Annotated in this window: 13 protein-coding genes; 7 read left to right on the forward strand and 6 right to left on the reverse strand. The window is 30.2% G+C overall.

Annotated features, from left to right (window positions below):
• Positions 1–123: 123 nt before the first annotated feature.
• The gene (locus ERCISPPS3390_RS01925) at positions 124–477 is read right to left on the reverse strand and encodes a DciA family protein (RefSeq protein WP_197095161.1); all 354 of its coding nucleotides are present in this window, start codon (positions 475–477) and stop codon (positions 124–126) included.
• Between the two features lie 425 nt (positions 478–902).
• Between ERCISPPS3390_RS01925 and secA the strand changes: the two genes are divergently transcribed.
• Positions 903–3,617, forward strand: a complete 2,715-nt coding sequence (gene secA, locus ERCISPPS3390_RS01930) for a preprotein translocase subunit SecA (RefSeq protein ID WP_197095162.1) — start codon at positions 903–905, stop codon at positions 3,615–3,617.
• 955 nt (positions 3,618–4,572) lie between these two features.
• Here the strand turns inward: secA and epmB are convergent.
• The gene (gene epmB, locus ERCISPPS3390_RS01935; RefSeq protein WP_197095163.1) at positions 4,573–5,622 is read right to left on the reverse strand and encodes an EF-P beta-lysylation protein EpmB; all 1,050 of its coding nucleotides are present in this window, start codon (positions 5,620–5,622) and stop codon (positions 4,573–4,575) included.
• 61 nt (positions 5,623–5,683) lie between these two features.
• On the opposite strand from epmB, the gene efp reads away from it, so the two are divergent.
• From efp to nth, 3 genes are all read left to right on the forward strand, one after another.
• Positions 5,684–6,250, forward strand: a complete 567-nt coding sequence (gene efp / locus ERCISPPS3390_RS01940) for an elongation factor P (RefSeq protein ID WP_197095164.1) — start codon at positions 5,684–5,686, stop codon at positions 6,248–6,250.
• A gap of 1,109 nt (positions 6,251–7,359) precedes the next feature.
• On the forward strand, positions 7,360–8,016 hold the full coding sequence (locus ERCISPPS3390_RS01945; RefSeq protein ID WP_197095165.1) for an electron transport complex subunit E: 657 nt from the start codon (positions 7,360–7,362) through the stop codon (positions 8,014–8,016).
• A 42-nt stretch (positions 8,017–8,058) separates the two neighbouring features.
• Positions 8,059–8,694, forward strand: a complete 636-nt coding sequence (gene nth / locus ERCISPPS3390_RS01950; protein WP_197095166.1) for an endonuclease III — start codon at positions 8,059–8,061, stop codon at positions 8,692–8,694.
• Positions 8,695–9,173: 479 nt separating this feature from the next.
• Here nth and tpiA read toward each other — a convergent pair whose 3' ends face one another.
• Positions 9,174–9,944 (reverse strand): triose-phosphate isomerase, encoded by a 771-nt coding sequence (tpiA, locus tag ERCISPPS3390_RS01955; protein WP_197095167.1) that lies wholly within the window; start codon positions 9,942–9,944, stop codon positions 9,174–9,176.
• Positions 9,945–11,138: 1,194 nt separating this feature from the next.
• On the opposite strand from tpiA, the gene prfB reads away from it, so the two are divergent.
• Both prfB and lysS read left to right on the forward strand, forming a co-directional pair.
• Complete coding sequence (gene prfB, locus ERCISPPS3390_RS01960) at positions 11,139–12,236, forward strand: peptide chain release factor 2 (protein ID WP_197095168.1); 1,098 nt, start codon at positions 11,139–11,141, stop codon at positions 12,234–12,236.
• A 12-nt stretch (positions 12,237–12,248) separates the two neighbouring features.
• Entirely contained in the window at positions 12,249–13,793 is a 1,545-nt protein-coding gene (lysS, locus tag ERCISPPS3390_RS01965) for a lysine--tRNA ligase (protein ID WP_197095169.1), read from the forward strand.
• Between the two features lie 255 nt (positions 13,794–14,048).
• On the opposite strand, the gene kdsA is transcribed toward lysS, so the two are convergent.
• Positions 14,049–14,903: a 3-deoxy-8-phosphooctulonate synthase gene (gene kdsA / locus ERCISPPS3390_RS01970; protein WP_197095400.1), complete on the reverse strand. Its 855-nt coding sequence runs from the start codon at positions 14,901–14,903 to the stop codon at positions 14,049–14,051.
• 893 nt (positions 14,904–15,796) lie between these two features.
• Between kdsA and tyrS the strand changes: the two genes are divergently transcribed.
• Entirely contained in the window at positions 15,797–17,074 is a 1,278-nt protein-coding gene (gene tyrS / locus ERCISPPS3390_RS01975; RefSeq protein ID WP_197095170.1) for a tyrosine--tRNA ligase, read from the forward strand.
• A gap of 847 nt (positions 17,075–17,921) precedes the next feature.
• On the opposite strand, the gene ERCISPPS3390_RS01980 is transcribed toward tyrS, so the two are convergent.
• Both ERCISPPS3390_RS01980 and ERCISPPS3390_RS01985 read right to left on the reverse strand, forming a co-directional pair.
• Complete coding sequence (locus ERCISPPS3390_RS01980) at positions 17,922–18,683, reverse strand: MlaA family lipoprotein (protein WP_197095171.1); 762 nt, start codon at positions 18,681–18,683, stop codon at positions 17,922–17,924.
• 1,553 nt (positions 18,684–20,236) lie between these two features.
• On the reverse strand, positions 20,237–21,184 hold the full coding sequence (locus ERCISPPS3390_RS01985) for a ribose-phosphate pyrophosphokinase (RefSeq protein WP_197095172.1): 948 nt from the start codon (positions 21,182–21,184) through the stop codon (positions 20,237–20,239).
• Between the last annotated feature and the right edge of the window lie 139 nt (positions 21,185–21,323).

Consider the following 21,323-nt stretch of genomic DNA (forward strand, 5'->3'; position numbering starts at 1 on the left):
ACAAAGTTAATCTTTCTAATTTATTTTTGAGTGTTTCCTGGTATTTTTCTGAAATATTTAGAGAAATATGTATTTCCACGTACTCAAGTTTCTTAATGGTTTTTATGCCTAATCTATATAAAATCAATCATGATGATCTTGTGTAGTTTTTGTGGCTTCTATTGTTATCGCAGGGTCGATCTTGATATGAATAAATTTCAATGATGGTAATATCTTCTTTTGTAGTGTTTTAAGTAAGTTAATTTTCTCATAATGTAGGCACATTAAATAATTAGCATTTGCTGCATTCAGTATTAAAGTATTTTGATGTATATTAGCTATATTATACCAAGGATGCAGTGATTCAGGTATTACTTTATAGGCTAAAAGACGAACTTCATTTAGGATTGTACTTCGCTGATAAATATATTGTAGTATGCTTTTTTTTTGAGCTTTCTCTAAAAAACTTTGCACTAACTGCGGCTGGTGATCGCGCATGAATAAACTCCAAAAAAAATAATAAGTTTAAGATATGCTTTAAAGATTTATATGTGTAACGCTCTTAAATTGTACGATATTTATCGTACTAAGATATATGAGTATTATATAATATATTTAGCATGTAATAATCTATATTTTTATTATATTTTCTACATTTTAGAATGATTTTAATTTTCTTCTTTAGAAGAGTCGTAAAAATTATGGCTCAGAATTCTTGGTGTAAATTAAGTACATTATATATTACTGTGATAAACTGAAATATATATTTGATATATAGTATATACACCTGTAATTAACTCAATGTACTAGTATTTTCTTTTACCAATCCTAAAACTATATCTCCTTAATACGTATACCGATATATTAAAATAAAATATTAGTCACGTATTGTCTTGAAAAGACACTTTGAGAGCTTATTCATTATGTTTAGCAAACTCTTAACTAAATTTTTTGGTAGTAGTAATGATCGTACCTTACGACGTATGTATAAAATCGTAGATCGAATTAATCAAATGGAGCCGGATTTTATTAAGTTAACTGATAGACAACTCAGAAAAAAAACAGCTGAATTTCGTGAAAGAATTAAGGCTGGTGAGGCATTACATAGTCTTCTACCGGAATCCTTCGCTACTGTGCGTGAAGCAAGTAAACGTGTTTGTGGTCTTCGGCATTTTGATGTTCAATTGCTTGGTGGAATAGTGCTAAATAATCGATGTATTGCTGAAATGAGAACCGGTGAAGGAAAAACATTAACGGCTACACTACCTGCTTACTTAAACGCCTTATCCGGATATGGAGTACATATAGTTACAGTAAATGATTATTTGGCAAAGAGGGATGCAGAACATAATAAGCTCACATTTGAATTTCTTGATCTTAGTGTAGGAATTAATCTACCGGGTATGCCTCATTCATCCAAGTGTGCAGCTTATGCAGCTGATATCACTTATGGAACTAATCATGAGTATGGATTCGATTATTTACGAGATAATATGGTTTTTGATGTAGGCGATCGTGTGCAACGTAAGTTGCATTATGCTCTTGTGGATGAAGTGGATTCTATTCTTATTGATGAGGCACGCACTCCTCTTATTATTTCTGGCCCCACTGAAGACAACTCTGACTTATATATCAAAATTAATAAAATAATCCCACATCTTATCCGTCAGGATAAAGAAGATTCTGAAAAATTTCAGGGATCCGGTCATTTCTTTGTAGATGAAAAATCTCGTCAGGTACATCTGACTGAGCGTGGACTTATAATCGTAGAAGAATTACTTATTACTGCAGGAATACTAGCATATGGTGATTCTCTTTATTCACAAAGCAATATAATTATCATGCATCATGTTATTGCTGCTTTACGTGCTCATTGTTTATTTATTTGTAATGTTGACTATATTGTTAAAAACAGTGAAGTACTTATTGTGGATGAACATACTGGACGGACTATGCAAGGACGTCGATGGTCAGATGGTTTGCACCAAGCCATTGAAGCCAAAGAGGGCGTAGTTATTCAGAATGAAAACCAAACATTAGCATCTATCACTTTTCAAAATTATTTTCGATTATATGAGAAATTATCTGGAATGACTGGAACAGCTGACACTGAAGCTTTTGAATTTCAATCTATTTATAATTTAGATACTATTGTTATACCAACCAATCGCCCCATGATTCGTCAAGATTTACCTGATCTTGTCTATATGACCGAGAAAGAAAAAATTAAAGCAATTATTGACGATATCCATAAACGTAAAGCTAATGGTCAGCCAGTGCTAGTAGGAACTATTTCCATTGAAAAATCTGAAATGGTCTCTCATGCATTAACTAGTGCTGGGATCGAACACACTGTATTAAATGCAAAGTTTCATGCTCATGAGGCTGCTATTATATCACAAGCAGGCCAAGCAGGATCTGTAACAATTGCTACTAATATGGCTGGACGTGGAACAGATATTTCACTTGGTGGAAAATGGTATACTGAACTTTCTACTCCCTTAGAAAAGGATTCTAAGCAGATTCAACAGATTAAAAAAGAATGGAAAGATCGTCATAATCTAGTGTTAACATCAGGTGGTTTACATATTATTGGAACGGAGCGTCACGAATCCCGCAGAATTGATAATCAACTTAGAGGTCGTTCAGGACGCCAAGGTGATCCTGGTTCCTCTCGCTTTTATCTATCTATGGAAGATACACTGATGCGAATTTTTACATCAGATCGCATGATCCATTTGATGCGAAAGTTAGGCATGAAACCAGGTGAAGCGATCCAGCATCCGTGGGTAACACAAGCCATTGCTAATGCACAACGCAAAGTAGAAAGTCGTAACTTTGATATACGAAAGCAATTATTAGAATATGACGATGTAGCTAATGATCAAAGGCACGCAATCTACACCCAACGTAATAAATTACTAGATGCATCTGAAATCTCAGATATTATTTCTAATATGCAGGAAGATGTTTACAGAATTATCATTAATCGTCATATTCCACAACAATCTCTCGAAGAGACTTGGGATATTTCTGGTCTACAGATATATTTTAAAAAAAATTTTGAGCTCACCGTTCCTATTAGTCAGTGGCTGATTGAAATGCCAGATATAGAGGATGAGGCACTTTATCAGCGCATAATAGATACAGCAAAATCCCAATATCAGCAAAAAAGAGATCGAGTAAATTCTGAAGTGATCTGTAATTTAGAAAAAAACATAATGTTGCAAACAATAGATACATTATGGACAGAACATCTTTCTGCAATGGACCGCTTACGGCAAGGCATTCATCTACGTGGTTACGCTCAAAAAGATCCAAAACAAGAATATAAACGAGAATCTTTCATGATGTTTTCTCAAATGCTAGAATTACTTAAACATGAAGCTGTTAAAACTCTTAATAAAGTTGATCAACTATACATTTTGCAAGAATATGGAGATAAAAAAACTGAGTTTTATGTTCAAAAAACATTCAAAATGAAACCAGAGCAAAAGTTTGACCATCAGGTGCATGTTGATACTGTAGTAGAACAATCTCCGTCTGCAAAGCAGACTCGATACCTAATCGGACGTAACCATTTTTGTCCATGTGGCTCAGAAAAAAAATATAAAAACTGCTGCGGTCGTATAGTATAAAAGGTTTTTATGTGATTTAGTGAAACATGCAATATATTGTTATTTAATAAAGATTTTTTCTATATATGAATTGATCCATATCTTATGGCTTACGACAGTAAAAATCTATATCTAGTTAGTTTTTAGCTATTCTTAAAGTATTTTTATAATTTATTAGTTAGTTTCTATTTCATAATTTGAATATGTTTAATCAAAAGATAGCATCTTATATAGTAGTTTTTAGATATAAAACTACTATATAACAGATTATTTTGTAATAAAATTACATGTTATGTTAATCTAATAATTAAATTTTGATAAATGATCATACATAATATATTGCTTGATATCAAAGATATAGTCTTCCTAATTCCTTATGTTTATATCTAAAATAAAATTTATATATGCTATATGATTGTATTTATTAAAATTACATAGTTTTCTTGAGAGATAAAAGATTTATATTATAAATATTAGTTGATTTTATCAAATAAGTGATAATTTTATCAGGTATTCATTTTAATTTTTTAGATCAGTCAATATCTGCGATAGCAACTAATACATAAATAAACTTTAAAATATATATAATTAGGTATATAATTTTTCTATGATTTTTATGAAAAAATATAAAAGAACATCTAATATATAAATATTAGGTAATATTAATTACTTTTCTAATTATCTTTTATGGTATCTATAAATATTTTATTAAAACTATATTCTTTACTTTCGTTACTACTCATAGTATCGTGAGATGTTTACATAAAATATTTGATCGATATTTAAGTAAAGATTTTTTATTTATCACATATCTATCAGATAGATGCCACATATCTTTCCCTCTTAAAATTTTATCATATAATATCGTTACTAGTAATGTACTATAATGCTTATTATTAATTCAATTGATAATATATAAGTTAGATAATTCTTGAGATATGAAAGATTCATACATAACAGATTATAAATCTTCTTTCTAAATGCTGATGATATTTTTTTTACCTTGATGCATATTTAAATCTATTGGTATTTTGCTTAATTTCCCAGGAATTTCTCGCACTAATTTTGGAACCATATAACCTGAAACTCTCGTTATAAAATCACGAAAAATTATACGCGCACGATCATCGCTCACATAAAAATGCGCCGAACCCTGTACTTTATCTAAAAGGTGTAAATAATATGGAAGAATGCCCGCATCAAAAAGCGCATTACTTAAGGCTGCCAGTGTAACTGCATTATCGTTAACATTACGCAAAAGAACGCTTTGATTAAGGCAAGTTACACCTGAGCGTGTCAACATCAAGATACCATGGGAAAGCTGATCATTAATCTCTTGCTTGTGATTAATATGGGTCACTATTAATACTTTTAGCCGTGATTTTTCTATACGCCGGCAAAATGCTGCGGTAATACGTTGGGGGATAATCACTATAAGACGAGTATGTATTCGTATACGCTTTAGATGTGGAACTTTTTCAAGTTGCGTAAAAAGCCAGCTTAATTCATCATCTGTTGCTATCAACGGATCACCTCCAGACAAAATAATCTCATCTAGATCATTTTGTTTTTGGATATACTGCAAAGATTTTTGCCAATTAACCTTATTCCCCTTATGCTCTTTATAAGGAAAGTAACGTCGAAAACAATAACGACAATGTACCGCGCAGTGACCTTTTACTAAAAATAATGCACGATTATGATATTTATGCAATACGCCAGAGAACATATAGCTTCTCTCACTTAATGGATCAACATTATAACCAAATGTGCTAATCAACTCGTTTTCTGAGGTGGCCACTTGTAAAAGTAAAGGATCTTTAGGATTTCCTTTATGCATTCTCTCGACAAAAGAACGTGGAACTCGTAAAGAGAAAGCATCTTTTACAGTTTTCTGCGCCACGAAATCAGAATGATGAGATAATCCTAATAATTCTAATAACTCATTAAAATCAGTGATGACATTAGTGAGTTGAGATATCCAATCTTCTTGAATAGGAGTCTGAGTATGTAAGAATGGTTTCATATTTTATGATACATTAAAATAATTCAGCTTAATGCTAATTATTAATTATAGAGGACCAGTTATGCCCACTTATTCTGTTAATAATTTTCGCCCTGGCTTAAAAATTATATTTGACGGTGAACCATATTCTATTGAATCTAGTGAGTTTGTTAAACCAGGAAAAGGACAAGCTTTTGCACGAATTAAAATGCGCCGGTTATTAACAGGGGGGCGACTAGAAAAAACATTTAAAGTTACGGAGACTCTCTGTAGAGCAGATATACAAGATACAAGCTTACATTATCTATATAATGATGGTGTATTTTTTTATTTTATTCATCCAAAAAACTTTGAACAGCATGAAATTAAAGCGACTATTGTAGGCAATACAGCTAAATGGTTATTCCGTAATGCTGAATGTATTATAACTTTATGGAATAATAGACCTATACAAGTTTTGCCACCAAATTTCGTAGAACTGAAAATTATTGACACAAACCCAGGTTTAAAAGGCAATACTACCAGTACAAGTACTAAATCGGCTCTTCTTTCTACCGGCGCTATAGTAAAAGTACCACTATTTATTAAAATTGGCGAAATTATTAAAATAGACACTCGATCAGGTGAATATGTTTCACGAGTAAAATAAAATTATATTATAATACTATATAATACATTTAATTTAAACATAAAGTTTCTTAAACTTCATGGAATATATTTCGGTTCATGTAAAAATATGAATCTATTTTAACTGAAACTCTTAAAAGTTCCATCATCATACTTCTAAAATTTATTTATATATTATAGTTTATAGTTCAAAATTAAAAATAAAAAACATAGATATCTTAATTAGTTATCTGATTTAAAGAGTGTATATATATTTTATGCTACTTCAAAAACTCTTCTATCTATCTCAAATCTCCACTGTAAGTATATATGCAATATTTGATTTAACATGCGCTTTATAATAAAACCTATCTATAACAAAACGGAAATGAGAATTAACTTGATTAAGTTGATTGTTATGGTTGTAAGACATTGTGAGTTGCAGCTAATCAAGTTATCTTTTATAATTTTAATGATAGAATGCCTCTAAAGGTACTGAGTTTAATTTATTTCAGTATTAAATGTAACGCCTCTATCAGTTCAACTATACATTCCATCTACACAACTCAAGTGTTACGTACATTGAAGATATATTTGTTATTTTAAAATAAAATTAACAAAAGATCAAAAATTATTATGACTTATTTCTATCTGATTATTTTCATGCAAGCAATTGTTAATTTTAGAGTTCTGAGTCTGATTTGCCTTAGTACTGTGCATTTTTGTTAAATCATCAAGTTTAAATCAATACACAAAAATCTTTATCTTTAAGATTTACTATAGTAAATAAAGTAATGTGTATCCTCAAAATATTCCAAATCCGTTATCTACTCTTTAATTCTGAAAATTAATAGTATCATTAAATATTTTATTAGGCATATAAGTCTAACTTTATGTATTATATTTTTACGCAACTTTTGTTAAATAATTATATTTATTTTTTTAGTATTAATATGATTCTGTAAAGGCTTAAAATATGCAGTATAAGAATTTTTTTTAGAATATTTACTGATACCTTATTGCCAAGCATTAAAGAAGATTTTCTGCGAAATAAAAAATGATAACGATATCACTATAGATGTTAAGATCCTATTTTGATTTATTAAAAAATCATTCGAATATCTTTTATATACATCTTTGTTGGAGTGATTTATGAACAAAGCAAGTAACATCATAAAAGACGGATTATGGAAGAATAATTCAGCACTAGTTCAGCTATTGGGGCTCTGCCCATTACTAGCCGTTACCTCTAATGCTACTAATGCACTTGGTCTTGGTGCAGCAACCACAATAGTATTATTTCTTACTAATAGCACTATTTCTCTCTCACGACATTGGATTCCTTATGAAATTCGCATTCCAATTTATGTAATAATTATTGCAGCAGTGGTAAGCTGTATGGAAATGCTCATAAATGCTTACGCTTACAATTTATATCAATCATTAGGTATTTTTATTCCGCTTATTGTCACTAACTGTATAGTAGTTGGTCGCGCAGAAGTGATAGCGTCAAAAAATAATGTCTTTTTGTCAGCATTAGATGGGATAGTAATTGGCCTAGGTGCTACTAGCGTAATGCTATTCTTAGGATCAATGCGGGAAATTATTGGAAATGGAACTATTTTTAATGGCGCGGACCATTTATTAGGTTTATGGGCTAAATCAATTAAAATAGAGGTCATACATTTTGACTGGCCTCTATTATTAGCAATTTTACCACCCGGTGCCTTTATTGGTTTAGGATTAAGTTTGGCCTTGAAATATTTTATTGAGAAAAAAATTCACACATCACAGAAACATTTAACATAGAAAAATTTTGTTATCTTTATATCACAGTGTAAGAGGTGTAACTTGAATAATGCAAAACGTAAAAAAATTCTAACGCGATTACAGGAAAATACGCTAAAACCTATAACAGAATTAAATTATACCTCTCATTTTGAGCTATTAATTGCTACTTTACTTTCTGCGCAAACAACTGATATTAGCGTTAATAAAATTACTAAGAAGTTATATCCAATTGCAAATACTGCTTCATCGATGTTAGAACTTGGCGTAGATAAAATAAGGGAGCACATACGAACTATAGGCTTGTGGAGAACTAAGGCTAAGAATATTATAAATCTCTGTCGTATGTTAGTGGAAGATTATAATGGGAACATTCCGAATAACAGGGAGGCGCTAGAATCTTTACCTGGTGTTGGTCGAAAAACTGCTAACTTAGTTCTAAATACCGCTTTTGGTTTTCCAACGATTGCTGTTGATAGGCATGTTTTTCGTGTCTGTAACCGAACTAATTTTGCAGTAGGTCCAAATGTTAAGGCAGTGGAAAATAATCTATTAAAATTTGTACCTAAAAAGCTTCAAATACATTGTCATTATTGGTTTATCTTACACGGTCGTTATACATGCTTAGCACGTAAACCTAAATGTTTTTTATGCAAAATAAAAGATTTATGTGAATTTGAGAAAAAAATGGATCTTTAAATTCTGTACAAAAGATTGAATTGATAGATCTAATGAGTTATAATTATAAATTATTATCTCACATGCCTCTTAAAATAGTAAATATATTGAATACTATCTATTTATCATCTTCAATAATCACTATCTATAAAAATCATTGAAGTTATAAGAATAGATATAACTACATATGATCTTCTATAAGAGCTATATTCTTATAGAATTCTTCTATATAATACAGGTCAGCGCTATTTACATATGTTTAAGATAAACTCAAATAACAGATTAAAATTAAAAGAAAAGTAAAAGTTTTCAGGACACTCATCTCAATTTAAAAGATTTTAGAACTTATCAGATAAATATCTGAATACATTTTCATATTCAGTAATTAAATATAATGAATAATCTTAAGATTATTCATTAGTCAAAAATTAGGATTTTAAAAAAGATCAAATTAAAAATATATAAAATATTGTTTTATTTTTTTTATTCAAGAATAGATTCTAAATCTTATGTTGTCTTGTAGAAGCTGATTTAATAATCTCTATAAAAGAATCGAGTATTAAAGAAGCACCACCCACTAAAACTCCGTCAATATCAGGTTGAGAAAATATTTCAGCTGCATTATTTTTTGTTACAGAACCACCATATTGTATAATTAGCTGATCAGCTATCTTAGAATCTTTTTGTGCAATATGATCACGGATAAATTTATGTATAGTTTGAATTTGTTCCGCAGTGGCGGCGCATCCTGTTCCAATAGCCCAAATTGGTTCGTACGCAATAACTGTATTTTGAAATACTTCTGCTCCCTGTAGTTGCAGAATAACATCAATCTGACGGGCACATATTGTTTTAGTTTGACCTGCTATTTTTTCAGCAGCCGTTTCACCAATACATAGTACTGGAATAAGATCTGTATTTTTTAGTGCAAAAAATTTCTTTGCAACAACTTGATCATCTTCTGAATGTAAAGACCGACGCTCAGAATGACCAATAATAATATATTGTGCGCCAATATCTTTCAACATACTAGCAGAGATTTCACCAGTGAAAGCCCCTGAGCAATTAATGTCAACATTCTGAGCTCCGAGCAATAATTTACTATTACACATCGCTTGTTTAGCCTGATCAAGGTATACCACTGGGGGCGCAATCACCACTGTACAGCCTTCTATTTCATCAAGCTTATGACATAGACCAATAATAAATTTATCTATAAATTTTTTGCTTCCATTGAGTTTCCAATTGCCAATAACAAGTGGATGACGCATATTATTTATTCTCCATAACAAAATTTATATCCATGAATAAACTTACTAAGATATTTAGAGCGAAATATTTTAGATTAATCAATTTTTGATAGAGATAACCCTTTATTTTAATATGAAAATTTCATTAATGACTGACTTTAACTATATATGCAACATATACATATAATACATATAATAAACACAGCATATAAAAATATATAACACAGTGCCTCTATTAAAAGAGGATTGTGTTTAATTACAAAAGATTTCTGATAGTGTAATGCACACTATCAGAAATCTTTATTAATATACAACACCTAAACGTGGTAATTTCCTATTTATACAAAAGTGTAGAAATAAACTCTATGATAACTTGTTTAGATTTTCATTTTCTTAGAAATCACATCTGTTTTATAGATAGCTAGCTATTACAGAAAAGGTGATGTGTGATGATTTACATCATAGACAACTTATTGTTTTTGGTGTATTTATAAAAATAAATCGCACATCTATATTCATGTCTTATAATGTACTGATTGTTATATAGTTTGTATATCAAAAATATCTTACAAGAATTTTATACACAAGATACATTCTAACTAGTAATAAAAGACAATTTATATTTTATAAATAATTTTATTATTTAGTGCTTATTATTTTTCTAATTATTGAACGTCTTTTATAAAAAAAATATTATCAAAAACAAAATTTGCTAAGAAGCACTGCATTGGTAATTAATGATGATATTTTTAAATAATAACCTAAATGTTAAATCTAGTTATTTTGTCTTATGAAAACTATTTTTATCAAATATGATAGCAACAATTATAATACTTACAATAAAAATTCTATTAAACGCATTACCTCAGTCAGTGATTAACTACTGAAGTGATATAATTTTGTTTATCATATCATAATTTATCTTAGTTATTGTTCATGGTATTATAAATGATGACTTGTCTAAGTCACCTACAGATATAATATATTTAAAGCAACGCTTAATGGAAGCATGCTCTCTGAATAGAGGTTTTTTAAATTTACACCATAAATAAATATACCAATCATATTGGTAATTTTAATTGATATTAGTAAAATATTAATATGTATATATTTAATATTATGCTAATAATGTGTATATATTTAAAATTATGCGTACTTTTATTAAAAAGAGCATAATTTTAGAAATATTTACTTATCTAATAAGATTTTAATATTATGTTTGATTTTAATCTAGTTAATCATCGCATGCAGGACCTTGTTCAGCGTTACGCCGTATTAAAAAACATCTCATGTTATAACGTCAAAATAGAACGTCTTCAAGAGATACACCAAGAATTAGAAAAGTCCAACCTTTGGAGTAAACCTAATCGTGCTCAAGCGCTCGGCAAAGAACGCTCTATATTAGAAGAAATTATTAAATCACTACATCATATGCAAAAAGAATTAGAAGAGGTTTCTAGCTTATGTGAGTTAGCAATAGAAATATTTGATGAAGCAATACATGAAGAAATTTTAATTAAACTCCAAGCTCTAGAAAAAAAAATTAATGAACTAGAATTTCAAGAAATGTTTCAAGGAGAACATATCAATTCTGACTGCTATATGGATATTCAAGCTGGATCTGGAGGTACTGAGGCGCAAGATTGGGCTAAAATGCTACTTCGCATGTATTTACGCTGGGCGGAAATAAAAGGTTTTAAAACTGAAATAATAGAAGAATCTTATGGTGATATCGCTGGTACTAAATCTGCAACAATTAAGATTAGCGGAAATTATGCATATGGATGGTGTCGGACTGAAACTGGTATTCATCGACTGGTTCGAAAAAGTCCTTTTGACTCTGGCGGGCGACGTCATACATCATTTAGTTCTGTATTTATTTATCCAGAAGTTGACGACAAAATTAATTTAATAATTAATCCTGCAGATTTGCGTATAGATGTATATCGCGCTTCTGGTGCAGGTGGTCAGCATGTTAACAAAACTGAATCAGCAGTTCGGATTACTCATTTACCAACCAATATTGTTGTGCAGTGTCAAAGTGATCGTTCGCAACATAAAAACAAAGATCAAGCATTTCAGCAGCTACGAGCAAAACTATATGAATACACCATGCAACAGAAAAAAATAAATCAAAAAACGATGGAAGAAAACAAATCCAACATTACCTGGGGTAGTCAAATTCGTTCTTATATTCTAGATGATGCACGTATCAAAGATTTACGAACTAATATAGAAACACGAAATATTCAGGAGGTTCTAGACGGTAATATTGATTTTTTTATTGAGGCCAGTTTAAAAGCGGGTTTATAATTAGGAGAATACATGCTACAAAAAAAGTCACAAACTAATGAAAAAGAGCTGCATCAAAATAAAGAAATACAACAACGACGTGCAAAGCTGGCTGCTATACGTACAGTAGGTCAGGCATTTCCTAATAATTTTCGCCAAAAGCATATTTCTGATCAGCTTCATAGACAATATGATCAAGTGGATGCAAAAGAACTAGAATCACTGAACTTAATTGTAATGGTTGCTGGTCGCATTATAACGCGACGGGTCATGGGAAAAGCGTCTTTTATAACGTTACAAGATACAGGTGGTCGTATTCAGCTATATATTTCTCATAATATCTTATCAGAAGACTCGCATCAGGAAAATTTTAAAACATGGGATCTAGGTGATATTATTGGTGTACAGGGAAAATTATTTAAAACAAAAACTTGTGAACTTTCAATTCACTGTAGTGCGTTGCGTCTATTAACTAAATCTTTGCGTCCATTACCAAATAAATTTCACGGACTTGTTGATCAAGAAACTTGTTACAGGCAACGTTATCTAGATCTTATTACTAATCCAGGCTCGCGCAAGATCTTTCAAATTCGATCACAACTGATAGCTAGTATACGAAAATTTATGGTAGAGCGTGATTTTTTAGAAGTGGAAACTCCAATGATGCAAGTTATTCCAGGAGGAGCATCTGCTCGTCCATTTATCACTCACCATAATGCTTTTAATATTGATATGTATTTACGAATTGCGCCAGAACTATATCTTAAGCGTCTTTTGGTAGGAGGGTTTGAACGTATATTTGAAATTAATAGAAATTTTCGTAATGAAGGTGTATCTACACGACATAATCCAGAGTTTACTATGATGGAGATATACGCGGCATATTGTGACTATAAAGATTTAATGAAATTAATCCAAACTTTATTTTACACGCTAGCAAAGGAGATTTTAGGTAATATTATTGTACCATATGGTCAATATTATTTTAACTTTGAGAAAACTTTTGAAGAGCTTACAATGAAAGAAGCGATCGCAAGGCGTCATCCACAAATTAATATTTTAGCGCTCAATAATTTTAATGACTCATTAAAAATCGCCAATTCTTTCAATATACCCATTGAGAAAAATTGGGGCCTTGGTCGTTTAGTCACAGAAATTTTTGAAAGAACAGTAGCAGAATTTCTAATTCAACCGACTTTTATCACAGAATATCCCGCAGAAGTATCTCCATTAGCACGTTGCAATGATATTCACCCAGACATCACTGATCGTTTTGAATTGTTTATTTGTGGTCGTGAAATCGGTAATGGTTTTTCAGAACTCAATGACCCAGAGGATCAAGAAAAACGTCTTCTTAAGCAAGCTCATATAAAAAACATGTTAGGTGATGATGAAGCAATGTTCTACGATAAAGATTATATTACTGCATTAGAGCATGGATTGCCTCCATGTGCTGGATTGGGTCTTGGCATTGACCGTATGGTTATGCTTTTTACGAACAGCCAATCTATTCGGGATGTAATTCTATTTCCACTGCTTCGTCCATATAATAGATCAAGCGAAAATCTAAAGAAATAATTTTAATATAAAATTTACTTCTCAAACTATTATAATTTATAACTTCACTTCTCTCTATTAAAAAGGATTGATTTTATCTTATTTTATAACCGGTATTTTAAAGATTAATTTAAAAATTTTAATTGTTTATGAAATAAACAATACAATCTTCTTCATAAGATTAATCAAAAATATATCAAGGCAATTATTGCTTCTAAAGATTGTTCAGGATATATAGTACATAATTGATAATAAATTTATTATAGTAGTTTTTGTTTAACGGCTGGTATCTATATCATCAAAACTTTTAACTAAATCATCAATGGCTTTTATTTGTACTAAAAAAGGCTTTAGCTGATCAAGTGGTAAAGCGGAAGCCCCATCACATTTTGCTCGTGACGGGCATGGATGAGCCTCAATAAAAAGACCCGCAATGCCCACTGCTAGTCCAGCGCGAGCTAATTCACATACTTGAGATCGTCTTCCACTAGAGGTTTTACTCATGGGAGAGCGATATTGCAAGGAATGTGTAACATCAAATATCACTGGATTATTTTTAGATGCTTGTTTCATAATGTTAAAACCTAGCATATCAACCACAAGATTATCATAACCAAAACTTACACCACGCTCGCATAGAATAACATTTTCATTTCCCTTTTGAGAGAATTTATTAACAATATTTCCTACTTGATATGGGCTAAGAAATTGTGGTTTTTTAACATTTATAACTGAGCCAGTTTTTGCCATTGCACTAATCAAGTCGGTTTGACGCGCAAGGAAAGCGGGTAATTGAAGGACATCTGCTATACTAGCAACTATTTTGACTTGATCTACTTCATGTACGTCCGTCATAATTTTAACGCCAAAACTATTCTTAATATCTTGAAAAATGGTCATGCTTTCCTCGAAACCTAAACCACGATATGAAGAAATAGAAGAGCGATTAGCTTTATCAAAAGATGCTTTGAATATATATGGGATGCCAAGTTTTTCTGTTACTCTAAGAGAATGCTCACAAACATACATCGCTAAATCGCGCGATTCTAGCACGTTCATCCCACCAAATAATACACTTGGTAAGTTGTTTGCCACCTGAATATTTCCAATATTTACTATTTTGTGTTTCATCGTGCCACCTATCATATTCAGTGGGGAAAGGACGGTCATAATGCTAATTTGATGTCATTATATAAAACTAAAGTAATTATATGATACAATACTACATATAACATACGTGCTTATAAAAGCATGTATAGATATTATCTAATTATCTGTTTTGATAAATTTAAAATTTTAAAGTTTATTATATAATAATCTGTTGATGTAACTATCATTATAAGTTTAAATTAAACTTTTTACGAAACATAGGATTACATTCTAAATAATAAGAGGTTAAGGTATTTTTAAATAATTTAATGTACTGTTCATTTATTAATGATAATTTTTATTAAATACTTTTATTTGAGAAAAAACACAATTAATAAGGTTACTTAATACATGGAACGCTATGCTTATCTCTGTTTATAAACAACTTAAATATTTTATTTATAATAAAGTTGTCATCTGTATTTTCAAAATAAAATACAGATGACTATCGTATTGAGTTAATATTTACTATTAACTCAATACGATTGGAATATTAAATAAATCAGTGTTAGATTCCTTAATTAGTAAAGTAATGAAAGCACTGATTTACTATTTTGATACATTGTATAATACATTCATTTTAAATGATTTATACTTTCTGAAGCTAGATCATTACGGTATAGTATAGTTAATAACTCGCATGTAATAGTGAGATTTGTAAATAAAACTTAATCACTAAAGAATTTGAACGTGAATTAGCTTGTATTTTTTAGAACAACCATCACTACCAAGTAGTCTACATTATAAATTCCTATTTCTATAAGAAATTTAATATTTGTATTTATTACACATGTGCCATAAAAAACAAAATAAAAACAGTGTTGATATTTTATAAATAAGATAGGTCGCATATAGATTATTAAATGGAGTCTCACATGCCGAGCAGTAATCTAATAAAAAAACTAGAAGAAAGAGGCTTAATTCACCAGATCACTGATAAAAACAGTTTACAAAAACAATTAGAACAAAAAACAGTAACACTTTACTGCGGTTTAGACCCTACTGCTGATAGTTTACATGTTGGACATTTAGTACCGTTGTTGTTTTTAAAAAAATTTCAAAATGTAGGTCATAAGCCTATCATATTACTAGGAGGTGCCACTGGTCTAATTGGAGATCCGAGCTTTAAAACAAATGAACGTATGTTATGTGATGCACTAGATATAGCTCGATGGACGGAAGTCATTCATCGTCAACTTGCTCATTTTTTAGATTTTCATTGTAAAAACAACAACGCTATTGTTGTAAATAATTATGAATGGTTTCACACTATGAGCATGATAAAATTCTTACGTAATATTGGTAAATACTTTTCTATTAATCAAATGATTAACAAGGAGGCAGTAAGAAAACGATTACATCGTAATCACCAAGGTATTTCTTTTACGGAATTTTCCTATAACCTATTACAGGCGTATGATTTTACTTACTTAAATAAACATCATAATGTCATCTTACAAATTGGTGGGTCAGATCAATGGGGAAATATTATTTCAGGTATTGATCTTACTAGACGAATCAATCAGCAACAAGTTTTTGGCATAACACTCCCGCTTCTTACAAAATCTGATGGAACTAAGTTTGGCAAAACTGAAGATGAAACTATATGGTTAGATGCAAAAAAAACTAGTCCATACAAGTTTTATCAGTTCTGGATGAGCACTGCAGATTCTGATGTATATCGTTTTTTAAAAATTTTTACCTCGATGAGCATTCATGATATACAAGAATTACAAAATGAAGATAAAAGTCGAGACCACGCGCCTTCTGCTCAAAAAATACTAGCTGAACTAGTAACTGAATTAGTACATGGATATAAAGGTCTCTCTGCAGCGCGTAGGATTACGCGAAGTTTATTTTCTGGACATATAAAAGAATTAACAGAAGAGGACATCAAAAAAATACTGGAAGACGGTGTGGAAAATATTATCTTTAAAGAATCTAAAGATTTACAACAAGCGCTAGTAAGCTCCTTACTGGCAACTTCCAGGAGTCACGCGAGAAAGTTAATTGCATCAAAATCTATTAATGTTAACGGTCATCTGCAGACTAATAGTGAACATATCTTTTGTCCATCAGATAAATTATTTAATAAATATACTTTCTTGTGTCGGGGAAAGAAGCACTATGTTGTGATTACTTGGTTAAAATAAATAGTAAAGCTATTAAAACTCTAAACAATCTTAATTACTACAGAAAGATTGTTTAGTGAATTAAAAATTTCCACATAAATTTCAAGCCTAAATCTATATTTAATTATTCAATATATTGAATTTCTCCAAAAAACTTATCCTTTTAAAAAAGATTAAGTAATTATTTTATGTAAAATTACACAATCTAGCAATAAATAATATGATATTGATCATCACGTACTTATAGTATATATACTTAATAAAATCCTCCGTTCTTTTTTTATGAAAGAACAAACCATCACTACATACTGTATATACTTCATTTAGTGCATTTTTTACTATAACGTACATTAAGATTGCAGCTTATTTTCAAAAAAATTAAGCTTATCTAGATAATACTGATTCTGTCAATCAAGATTGAACGATCTATGTTTAAAAACATTTTTAATATAAAAGTATATTGTGAATACTGTAGCCAAGTAAAAATAAATTTTAAATGAAAAACTCATCAGGCCAAAACACCTAATCATGACAGAATGTGCATTAATTTGATAGATAGAATTTATTCTATATTTACTGAAAATCTATAATGTGTTTTATTTAGACTATCAGATTATTATTTATATTAGAAAAATATTTTTTAGATAAAGATGACTTTCATAAAAAATATATAATAACATGTATTTTTATAATTTTAAAAAATATTGACTGGAGCGCAAATAACATTCTACAGATGACACATATCCTTTTAGAGTTAAAGATTACATTATACAAAAAATTGAGTGAGTTTCTTTTAAAAAAAAGACCATATAGTTATTATATCGTTCAGTCTGTGTATATTTATCAATAAAATTAAATTGTAATTATGTTACGAATCAATCTCATTTGCAATATTCTGCATAACTGATTCATCTAGATGGTCTGTGGGAACTAAATTGATATCTTTGGCTAGAAAATCATGATACTGGAAATAAGATTCTCTTATAAACACATAAGGATCTTTTGTTTCTTTTATAATATCGTCATAATCTAAAAGTTGAGCGCGAGTTTCAATACCCTCTAAAAACCACTTCCCAGCAGACACCCACCATGAAAACCAATGATATGGCAGGTAGATATAATCCACAAGTCCACCCAGATCTTCTCGAGGCGTAAAACTTCCGTAAATAGGCATGACAATATAGGTTCCATAGCAAATTTTATAATGGCCTAATATGCTACCAAATGCTCGATGTTCTTCTTGTTCTAATGCTAGATTAGCCATACTTGCAACATCAATTAACCCCCCCATGCCTAATAAGGTATTTAAAAGTAATCTATTTAAATGTAATCCTGCCTTATAGGGGTTACCTTCAAGTAAGTAGTTGACTATTGAGCTAGGCTCACTAAGATTTTTGGTAACATTTCTCAAACCATGACGAATAGGAATGGGTAAGGTATCTCGCCATAACAACGCTAATGGGCGTATGATATAAGGATCTAAAATATTATAATTCCAATTAAAGATAATGCGATTAATACCCTCTAGTGGGTCTTTATGTTCTATAGGAATCCCGCTCTTTACAGGTGAACTGATGCAACCTGTCATGAGAATACCCGCAAACACTAATTTTGTGATCTGACGGCTCACAGAGTATCTTCCTTAGCTAAGGTAATCAGTTTTGATAAATCATCCAAAACTAATGATTCTAGATCATACATAAATAAATCTACTCATACTAAGCCTTATGATAATCTTATCTGTAAAAAACACATTATGCTCTCTATCTCATAACATATCGTATACATTTATGTATATCTAAAATTAAATGATAATTTTAGATCGTAAAACTTAACATGTAACTCGAAAACTAGTTGTTATGATGCATAAATATCTTTTGATAATTAAAGAAAACTCTATTTTATAAAAACATTAATAATTTTTATAGTCGCTATCACTTTGAGTATGTAATTTAGTCATAATAAAACTTCTTTAGATATTTAAAGTATAATATATATATCACATAAGTTTTTCTATGCATAGTTGATACTGTGTTTTAGCTTAAAGGAGTGATTATCGTTATATGATTAAAATCTGTGTCATATGTAGGATTTATAAAATAAAATTAATCAGTACCATTTGTATTCGGTTATGTTGTTTTTATAAGTTAATACCATTAATGATGTAAAAATTAATAAATTTTTTTAATATAACCAACATAATAATTCAGATTAATAATCAATGCACGATTTACATCAATAATATAAACAATTTTAAAAAAAATATTAATTAGATTATCTGATATGCTCTTATTAAAAATAATTTGATTATTATCAGATAGATTTTCATTCTATTAATTATGTTTTGGTTGTTTTTAATATCAAATTATGGTTTACATTAACGACATGGATAAAATAAATCTTTATTTAAAAATAAATTAATTCGAGCGATTTATAATCATAATTATTAATTTATATATAATTTATTGTACATGAATGCACTAAATTTTGTTTTTGATATGCTAAATTATACGGAAAAATAAAAAATATTAATTTAAGGATATGTATAAGTTTTAAAGAATAATATTAATTGATATATAATATGAAAAATACAAGGTTTCTATCTTTTATAGAAACTCAATATATTAGTTAGGATAACAGCCTATTAAACAAATGAAATTTTGTCAAAAATTATCATATTTAAAATAAGATCAATATAACCATGTAGGATAAATAAATATAATTTTATTATCGCTAATTATAATAGTGAAAATTAATTTAGATATTGTAAAAATTTTGGATTAAAGAGAGTTTAATTTTTATTTTTTAGTATAGCTATCAAATTCATCTGATGCTTTAAATATTGTAATACAGTCTTTGTATAAGGCATGTATAAAAGCCTATAATACTGAATACTTCTCTAAAATGATTTTCTAAATTCTACTTACAAAGTAGAATTGAGTTAGATTATTCATCATTATATCTTGCATAGAATAATACGCCCTTTACAATATAATTGATTTATATCAATCTATGCAACATATTGGACAGTGATAACATGAGGCGTATAGAAATATATTAGAAACTTTACATAGAGAGAAAATATTACACGCCGTTACAAACAATCTCATGCAAGTATATTTCAAAACATACACTTACTTAGTATTGCAATTTATTACTCATTTAGTGATAAATAATATTCCATTAATACTCAAACATAGCTGAAATTGACTCCTCATTACTAATACGACGAATCGCTTCAGCTAACATACCTGATAATGTAAGAGTACGTACAGTAGGTAGCGCGCGAATCTCTTTAGGTAATGGAATTGTATCACATACCACTACTTCATCAATCATTGAATTGCGTAAATTATTCACCGCATTACCTGAAAAAATTGGATGCGTAGTATATGCAAAAACACGTTTTGCCCCTCGATATTTAAGAGCCTCCGCCGCTTTACATAAAGTGCTACCAGTGTCAATCATATCGTCTACTAATACACAATCACGCTCCGCGACATCACCAATGATGTTCATTACCTGTGATACATTAGCACGCGGGCGACGTTTATCAATGATTGCCATATCTGTATCATTAAGTAATTTAGCCATCGCGCGTGCTCTAACTACTCCACCTATATCTGGAGAAACCACGATAGGATTTTCTAAACCAATTTGTAACATATCTTCTAGAAGAATAGGACTTCCAAAGACATTATCCACTGGTACATCGAAAAACCCTTGGATCTGTTCAGCATGTAAATCCACAGTTAATACGCGATCTACTCCAACACTAGATAAAAAGTCAGCGATCACTTTTGCAGTAATGGGAACACGTGACGATCGAACGCGACGATCTTGACGCGCATAACCAAAATATGGAATTACCGCGGTAATACGTCCAGCAGAAGCTCGACGTAAAGCATCAACCATAACCACTAATTCCATTAAATTATCATTGGTGGGGGCGCAAGTAGACTGGATAATAAAAATATCATCACCACGTACATTCTCATTAATTTGCACGCTCACTTCACCATCGCTAAAACGACCTACAGCAGCCTTACATAGTCTACTCTGAAGGCGATCCGCAACGCGTTGTGCTAATTCTGGAGTGGCATTACCAGCAAAAAGCTTCATATTAGGCACAAGAAGAACCTCAGGTTTGACATCTAGTAAAGAGACCAATCTAAGTAGAATACTGGTTTTTAAATTTTTTATACTTTAGATATAAACAGAGAATAAATATTCTGTAAACGATAAAGGTACTCACTTACTTATTTTGTCC

It is taken from the genome of Candidatus Erwinia haradaeae (assembly GCF_900698885.1).
Classification (GTDB): domain Bacteria; phylum Pseudomonadota; class Gammaproteobacteria; order Enterobacterales; family Enterobacteriaceae; genus Erwinia_E; species Erwinia_E haradaeae_H.

Bases quoted from the DNA above. Each gene is read 5' to 3' on its own strand.
- ERCISPPS3390_RS01945 (WP_197095165.1), top strand. From the start codon at position 7,360: ATGAACAAAGCAAGTAACATCATAAAAGACGGATTATGGAAGAATAAT.
- epmB (WP_197095163.1), bottom strand. From the start codon at position 5,622: ATGAAACCATTCTTACATACTCAGACTCCTATTCAAGAAGATTGGATA.
- prfB (WP_197095168.1), top strand. From the start codon at position 11,139: ATGTTTGATTTTAATCTAGTTAATCATCGCATGCAGGACCTTGTTCAG.
- efp (WP_197095164.1), top strand. From the start codon at position 5,684: ATGCCCACTTATTCTGTTAATAATTTTCGCCCTGGCTTAAAAATTATA.
- kdsA (WP_197095400.1), bottom strand. From the start codon at position 14,903: ATGAAACACAAAATAGTAAATATTGGAAATATTCAGGTGGCAAACAAC.
- lysS (WP_197095169.1), top strand. From the start codon at position 12,249: ATGCTACAAAAAAAGTCACAAACTAATGAAAAAGAGCTGCATCAAAAT.
- tyrS (WP_197095170.1), top strand. From the start codon at position 15,797: ATGCCGAGCAGTAATCTAATAAAAAAACTAGAAGAAAGAGGCTTAATT.
- ERCISPPS3390_RS01925 (WP_197095161.1), bottom strand. From the start codon at position 477: ATGCGCGATCACCAGCCGCAGTTAGTGCAAAGTTTTTTAGAGAAAGCT.
- tpiA (WP_197095167.1), bottom strand. From the start codon at position 9,944: ATGCGTCATCCACTTGTTATTGGCAATTGGAAACTCAATGGAAGCAAA.
- secA (WP_197095162.1), top strand. From the start codon at position 903: ATGTTTAGCAAACTCTTAACTAAATTTTTTGGTAGTAGTAATGATCGT.